Here is a 7,467-nt window from a genome sequence, read left to right as displayed (position 1 = left end):
GGATGGCGCAGCTCCACGCGTACGCACGCGACCACGGCCTCGACATCACCTGCGTCCCCATCCGCGGCAACGTCGACACCCGCGTCGGCTACGTGCGCAAGGGCGAGCTGGACGCGTTCGTCCTGGCCGCGGCCGGACTGCTCGACGGCCGCCCGGCGACCACGCACTGGATGTACGCGCCGACGCTCGCCAAGCGCTACCCGTCGGTCCACGTGGACCCGCGGGAGCTCTTCGTCGACGACGGGGACGTGCTGACCTCCGCCGGCACCGCGGCCGGAATCGACCTGTGTCTGCACATCGTGCGGACCGACCACGGCACCGAGGCCGCGGGCGCGCTCGCGCGCCGGCTGGTCGTCCCGCCGCGGCGCAGCGGCGGTCAGGAGCGCTACCTCGACAGGTCTTTACCCGAGGAGATCGGCGCCGACCCGCTGGCCGAGGTCGTCGCCTGGGCGCTGGAGCACCTCCACGAGCAGTTCGACGTGGAGACGCTCGCCGCGCGCGCCTACATGTCACGGCGGACCTTCGACCGCCGGTTCCGCTCGCTGACGGGCTCCGCCCCGCTGCAGTGGCTGATCACCCAGCGGGTGCTGCAGGCGCAGCGGCTCCTGGAGACCTCCGACTACTCGGTCGACGAGGTCGCCGGCCGGTGCGGCTTCCGCTCCCCGGTGGCGCTGCGCGGCCACTTCCGGCGCCAGCTGGGCTCCTCGCCGGCCGCCTACCGCGCGGCGTACCGCGCCCGGCGACCGCAGGGCGAGGCCGGTACGGCGGTCCTCGAGGCCGCAGTGCCCGCCCAGGGTGCGGCGGGGCTCCGCAGGCCGCTGGAGCCGGGCAAGCCGCAGTCGGACGCGTACGCCCCGGGCCGCCCGGCCCTGCCGGGGCAGCGCAGCGCGCCGTAACCGGCCCTTCCGGCCGGCGCAGCGCGCCGTCACAGACCGCCGCCGCCACAAGCGGCGCGACGCAGGACCGACGGGCCCTCGGGGACACCTCCCCCGGGGGCCCGTCGGCCTGTCCCGGGCGGTCCTGAAGGCCCGCGGGGCCGGTCCGATCAGCGGGAAGGGCCCTAAGGTAGGACGCATGAACGATCGCATGGTGTGGATCGACTGCGAGATGACCGGGCTCTCGCTGACGGACGACGCACTCATCGAGGTGGCCGCGCTGGTCACCGACTCGGAACTGAACGTGCTCGGCGAAGGCGTGGACATCGTGATCCGCCCGCCGGACGCGGCCCTGGAGACCATGCCGGCCATCGTGCGCGAGATGCACACGAAGTCCGGGCTGCTCGACGCGCTCGCCGACGGCACCACGCTCGCCGACGCGGAGGCCCAGGTCCTCGCGTACATCCGCGAGCACGTCAAGGAGCCGGGCAAGGCTCCGCTGTGCGGGAACTCGGTCTCCACGGACCGCGGCTTCCTCGCGCGCGACATGCCCGCCCTGGAGAGCCATCTGCACTACCGGATCGTCGATGTCTCCTCGGTCAAGGAGCTGGCCCGCCGCTGGTACCCGAGGGCGTACTTCAACAGTCCGGAGAAGAACGGCAACCACCGGGCGCTCGCCGACATCCGCGAGTCCATCGCCGAGCTTCGCTACTACCGCGAGGCGATCTTCGTCCCGCAGCCCGGCCCGGACTCGGAGACCGCGAAGCAGATCGCGGCGCGCCACGTCCTGCCCGCGTCGGAATGACCTCCCGCTCGCGCCCCCGGAAGCCCCGGGAAGCCCCCGCGGAAAACGGTGGCGCGAGCACCCTCCAGAACCCTGTAGACTTCTTCTCGGCCGGTCAGGGAAGCCCTCGGGCGAAAGACCGGTCGTGGTGGGTATAGCTCAGCTGGTAGAGCACCTGGTTGTGGTCCAGGATGTCGCGGGTTCGAGTCCCGTTACTCACCCTGATGGACTCAGGCCCCGGTTCGTATGAACCGGGGCCTGAGTCGTTCCCGCACGCCTTCACCCGTACGGGCGATGCAGTGATCCACTTCTCCCTGCCCCCTGCTAGCGTCCCCTTATGTCCAATTTCTTCACATTTTCCCATCTTTGGTCTAGGTGAGGCCGCGTGGGAGTGCTCCGCGACCACCCCGAACTCACCCTCTTCCTCTGCCTCTCCGCCGGCTACCTGCTCGGCAGGCTCCGCGTCGGCCCCATCACACTCGGCGGCATCTGCGGCACGCTGATCGTCGCCCTGTTCCTCGGCGCCTGGACGAAGGTCGTCATCTCCGACGACGTGAAGACGATCTTCTTCGCGATCTTCATCTTCTCGCTCGGCTATCTGGCGGGCCCCCAGTTCTTCGCCAACCTCAACAGGAAGAGCCTGCGCTTCTTCGCCCTCTGCCTCATCGAGGTCGTCTGCGTCATCGGCATCGCCCTCGGGCTCGCCAAGGCCTTCGACCTCGACGTCGGCACCGCCGCCGGCATCCTCGCCGGCGCCGCCACCGAGTCCGCGGTCGTCGGCACGGCCACGGAGGCCATCGGCAAGCTCTCCGACCTGACGCAGCAGCAGATCACCGAGTACCAGGGGCACGTCGCCACCGCGTACACGGTCTGCTACCTCTTCGGCCTCGTCACCATCGTCATCTACACCAGCCAGATCATGCCGATGCTGCTGCGGATCAACCTCCGCGACGCCTCCCGCGCCCTCTGGGAGAAGATGCGCGGCTCCGGCGGCGGTCTGGAGTCCGACGAGCGCGAGGCGCTCCCCGGCATGGTCGGCCGGACGTTCCTGGTCACGCTCGCGGACGGCGCCACCGTCTCCCAGGTGGAGCGGCAGAACGGCAGCCGGGTCACCGTCGAGGCGGTGAAGCGGGGCACCAAGCTCCTCACCCCTCCCCCGCCCGACTTCGAGCTGACCCTCTCCGACCTGGTCCTGATGGTGGGCCGCCGGTCCAACATCATCGACGCGGGGCGGCGCGTCGGCCCCGAGACCCCGGCGATCCCCGGCCTCGACACCCCGCTCGCCACCACCCAGGTCTCCCTGACGGACAAGGCGGCGGCCGGCAAGTCCATCGACGCCCTCACCAAGGAGCACCCGGAGTTCTCCTCCGGCGGGGTGTACGTGACGGACGTGCTCCGCAACGAGCAGCACCTGCCCGCCACCCCGGAGACCGTCGTGCAGCGGGGCGACGTGCTCACCCTGGTCGGCGCGCGCTCCGGTCTCGGAAAGCTGGCGGCGAAGGTCGGCGCGACCGTCAAGAACGACGCCACCGACTTCATCTACCTGGGCCTCGGCATCGTCTGCGGCAGCCTCATCGGCCAGATCTCGGTGAAGTTCGGCGGCGTCCCGATGTCGCTCGGCACGGGCGGCGGCTGTCTGGTCTCCGGGCTGCTCTTCGGCTGGTTCCGCTCCCGGACCCAGACCTTCGGCGCCTTCCCGCCGCAGGCCGCCACCACCCTCAAGGACATGGGCCTGGCGATCTTCATCGCCTGCACGGGCCTGGTGTCGGGCCCGCAGGCCTGGCCGCTGCTCAAGCAGTACGGGGTGCTGCTGCCGTTCGCGGGGATCGCGATGGTCCTGGTGCCGGCGACGATCTCGCTGATCGTCGGCCGCAAGTTCCTGAACATCGAGAAACCGCTGCTCATCGGCGCCATCGCGGGCCAGCAGTGCTCGACCCCGGCGATCACCTCGGTGACGCAGGTCGCCCAGAGCTCGGTCCCGATGCTCGGCTACACGATCACGTACACGCTGTCGAACTTCCTGCTCCCGCTGACCGGGCCCCTGCTCGTCGGCATCCTGGGGGCGTGAGGAGCCGCAATGATCGACTTCCTCAACCGGAACATCTTCCACCCCCACCCCGAGCTGCTGGTCTTCATCACGGTGGCGCTCGGCTTCCTCTTCGGCAAGCTCCGCTACAAGGCGATCGCGCTCGGCGCCGTCACCGGCTGCCTGGTGGCGGGGCTGCTGCTCGGCGCCCAGTTCGAGGTCACGATCGACGGCACGGTGAAGAACCTCTTCTTCACCATGTTCCTCTTCGCCCTCGGCTACAAGGTCGGCCCCCAGTTCTTCCGTGGCCTGAAGAAGGACGGCCTGCCGCAGGTCGTCAACGCGGTCGTGGTCTGCGTGACGGGCCTCCTCGTCTCCTGGGGCTTCGCCGTGATGCTGGGGTACGGCCCCGGGCTCTCCGCCGGTCTCCTCGGCGGCGCGCTCACCCAGTCCGCCGTCATCGGCGTCGCCCAGGACGCCATCGGGAACCTGCCGGGGCTCTCCGCCGACCAGATGAAGAACGAGGAGAACCTGGTCGCGATCGGCTACGCCGTCACGTACCCGCTCGGCACGATCCTCTGCGCGATGCTCCTCGCGAACGTCCTGCCCAAGCTCTACAAGCGGGACCTGGCCGCCGAGTCGGCGCAGCTCGCGAAGGAGCTGGACACCCCGGGCGACAACCCGGACCTGGACGAGGGCTATTACGAGGTCGTCCTCCGCGCGTACGAGATGGACCACTCGCCGCTCGTCGGCCGGACCATCGACGACTTCGAGAACCAGCAGAAGGAGCTCGGGCACCGGATCTACATCACCCGGGTGCGGCGCGAGGGGAAGATCCTCGCGCCCAGCCAGCAGACGGTGCTGCGCTCGGGCGACGTCCTCGCGGTGAGCGCCCTGCGCGGCTCGCTCGTCGACTTCGACGCCCGTACGCACATCGGCCCGGAGACCGACGACGTGGAGCTGCTCGGCTACCAGACCGAGACGCTGCACGTGGTCGCCTCGGAGAAGGCGCACCTGGGGCAGACGGTCGCGGAGCTGCGCCGGGAGCCCTTCATGGTCGGGGTGTACATCGACAGGATCTACCGTTCGGGCGCCGAGTTCCCGTACCGGCTGTCCACGAAGCTGGAGCGCGGCGACACGGTGATCCTGACCGGTCCGAAGCGGCTCGTGGACCCGGCGGGCAAGGCGATCGGCAAGCCCGTGCCGACCTCCTTCGCCACCGACATGCTGTGGGTGGGGCTCGGCATCTTCCTCGGCGGCTGCATCGGCATCCCGGCCCTGACGGTCTCGGGCGTCCCGATCTCGCTGTCCACCTCCGGCGGCGCGCTGATCATGGGCCTGGTCTTCGGCTGGATCCGCGGCAAGTACCCGACGTACGGCAACGTGCCGCCGGGCGCCCAGTGGTTCATGGACACCCTGGGCCTGTGCCTCTTCGTCGCGGTCGTCGGCATCAACGCCGGGCCGAGCTTCACCAGCGGCCTGTCGACGGCCGGCTGGGGGCTGCTCGTGTGGGGCGCGGTGGCGACGGTGCTCCCGCTGATCGTGGGCTTCCTCGTCGGCCACCACGTACAGAAGATCCGCTTCCCGATCCTGATGGGCGTCCTGGCGGGCGGCCAGACGACGACCGCGGCGATCGGCGCGATCAACGAGCAGTCCAAGTCGCAGATCCCGACGCTCGGTTACACGATCCCCTACGCGGTGGGCAACGTCCTGCTGACCATCTGGGGCGCCGTCATCGTCATCCTCAACCACTAAGGAACCCCGCCGTGCCCAAGACCACGTTCACCCGTCAGGAGATCCAGTCCTTCGCGCAGCTCTCGCCGTTCGAGCTGAAGGACAAGTTCATCCAGCTCGCGCAGGCCGTGCAGGCCGACAAGCCGGGCCAGAAGGAGAAGTCGCAGGCCCAGATGCTCAACGCGGGCCGCGGCAACCCGAACTGGGTCGCCACCGGCCCCCGCGAGGCCTTCTACGCGCTCGGTTACTTCGCGCTCTCCGAGTCGCGCCGGGTCTGGACCGCCGACGACCTCGGCGGCATGCCCGAACTCCGGGGCTCCGCCGAGCGCTTCGACACCTTCGTGCGCCGCCACCCGGACCTGCCGGGCATCGAACTGCTGCAGAGCTGCGTGGAGTACGCGGTCGAGCGCTTCGGCTTCGACAGGGACGCCTTCGTGCACGAGCTGACCGACAGCACGATCGGCGACAACTACCCCGTACCGGACCGGATGCTCACCCACACCGAGCAGATCGTCCGCGGCTACGTCCACGACGAGATGTTCGACAAGCGCCCGCCCGCCGGGAACCTGTCGTTGTTCGCGACCGAGGGCGGCACGGCCGCGATGTGCTACATCTTCGACTCGCTGATGAAGAACGGGATCCTGAGGAAGGGCGACAAGATCGCCCTGATGGTGCCGGTCTTCACCCCGTACATCGAGATCCCCGAGCTCGACACGTACGAGTTCGACGTCGTCACCGTCAACGCGAGCCTCTTCGCGGAGACCGGGGTGCGCGAGTGGCGCTACCCGACGGAGGAGGTCGCCAAGCTGGCCGACCCGTCGGTCAGGCTGGTCTGCGTCGTCAACCCGTCCAACCCGCCGTCCCTCGCGATGAGCGAGCGCGTCGCGAACCAGATCAAGGACATCGTCGCAGGACCGAACCCGAACCTGCTGATCGTCACGGACGACGTGTACGGCACCTTCGTCGAGGGCTTCCGCTCGCTCGCGGCCGAGATCCCGCGCAACACGATGCTCGTGTACTCGTACTCCAAGCACTACGGCTGCACCGGCCACCGGCTCGGCGTCATCGGCCTCCACGACGACAACGTCATCGACGGGATGATCGCCGGTCTGCCGCAGGCGGAGAAGGAACGCCTGAACAGGCGGTACGGATCGCTGTCCCTGGAGCCGGAGAAGATCCGCTTCATCGACCGGCTCGTGGCCGACTCCCGCCAGGTCGCCCTCAACCACACCGCCGGGCTCTCCCTCCCCCAGCAGGTGATGATGGCGCTCTTCTCCCTCTTCGACATGCTGGAGGAGGGCCAGGCCTACAAGCACAAGATCCGCGACATCGTGAAGCAGCGCCTCGACCTGCTCCTCGAAGGCGCCCAGATGAAGATCGCCGAGGACCCGCAGCGGGCCGGGTACTACATCGAGCTCGACCTCCTCGCGGAGGCGGAGCGGGTGCACGGCAAGGACTTCGCGGACTTCCTGGAGAAGAACTACGAGCCGGTCGACCCGCTGTTCCGGCTCGCCGAGCAGACCAGCGTGGTGCTCCTCAACGGCGGCGGCTTCGACGGCCCCGAGTGGTCGGTCCGCGTCTCGCTCGCCAACCTCGACGACCTGGACTACCTGAAGATCGGCCACCACCTGCGGGCGATCTTCAACGACTACGCGGAGGAGTGGAAGGTCGCGCGGGCGTCCGCGTGAGGACGCGTGGGGGCGTCGCGCGTCCGCTTGGGAGACAGGGGTGCGCGCCCCGGTCGGCGGTGGGGTGGTTCCGGCCGGGGCGCGCACCCCTGTCTCCCAAGCGGACGCGCGACGCCCCCACGCGTCCTCACGCGGACGCCCGCGCGACCTTCCACTCCTCCGCGTAGTCGTTGAAGATCGCCCGCAGGTGGTGGCCGATCTTCAGGTAGTCCAGGTCGTCGAGGTTGGCGAGCGAGACGCGGACCGACCACTCGGGGCCGTCGAAGCCGCCGCCGTTGAGGAGCACCACGCTGGTCTGCTCGGCGAGCCGGAACAGCGGGTCGACCGGCTCGTAGTTCTTCTCCAGGAAGTCCGCGAAGT

5 protein-coding genes, 1 tRNA gene and 1 pseudogene are annotated in these 7,467 nt (G+C 69.5%); 6 read left to right on the top strand and 1 reads right to left on the bottom strand.

Annotated features, from left to right (window positions below; all coding sequences use genetic code 11):
- From CCN56_RS30865 to CCN56_RS30840, 6 genes are all read left to right on the top strand, one after another.
- Positions 1–896: GlxA family transcriptional regulator (locus tag CCN56_RS30865; protein WP_179200041.1), on the top strand; the 896-nt coding region annotated here is incomplete at its 5' end.
- Between the two features lie 178 nt (positions 897–1,074).
- Positions 1,075–1,680, top strand: coding sequence for an oligoribonuclease (gene orn / locus CCN56_RS30860; RefSeq protein ID WP_086831221.1), 606 nt, complete (start codon positions 1,075–1,077; stop codon positions 1,678–1,680).
- 127 nt (positions 1,681–1,807) lie between these two features.
- Positions 1,808–1,880: transfer RNA gene (locus CCN56_RS30855), tRNA-His, on the top strand.
- 164 nt (positions 1,881–2,044) lie between these two features.
- Complete coding sequence (gene aspT, locus CCN56_RS30850) at positions 2,045–3,727, top strand: aspartate-alanine antiporter (protein ID WP_086831220.1); 1,683 nt, start codon at positions 2,045–2,047, stop codon at positions 3,725–3,727.
- A gap of 9 nt (positions 3,728–3,736) precedes the next feature.
- Positions 3,737–5,440: an aspartate-alanine antiporter gene (aspT, locus tag CCN56_RS30845; protein WP_086831219.1), complete on the top strand. Its 1,704-nt coding sequence runs from the start codon at positions 3,737–3,739 to the stop codon at positions 5,438–5,440.
- Positions 5,441–5,451: 11 nt separating this feature from the next.
- Positions 5,452–7,107 (top strand): bifunctional aspartate transaminase/aspartate 4-decarboxylase, encoded by a 1,656-nt coding sequence (locus CCN56_RS30840; RefSeq protein ID WP_086831218.1) that lies wholly within the window; start codon positions 5,452–5,454, stop codon positions 7,105–7,107.
- A 127-nt stretch (positions 7,108–7,234) separates the two neighbouring features.
- On the opposite strand, the pseudogene CCN56_RS30835 reads toward CCN56_RS30840, so the two are convergent.
- Positions 7,235–7,467: pseudogene (locus tag CCN56_RS30835) on the bottom strand (aspartate 4-decarboxylase); the annotation flags it as partial.

Source organism: Streptomyces sp. NRRL B-24572, from assembly GCF_002156145.1.
GTDB lineage: Bacteria > Actinomycetota > Actinomycetes > Streptomycetales > Streptomycetaceae > Streptomyces > Streptomyces vietnamensis.
The sequence above is the reverse complement of the archived record's forward strand: the minus strand, read 5'-3'. Positions and strand labels throughout refer to the sequence as shown.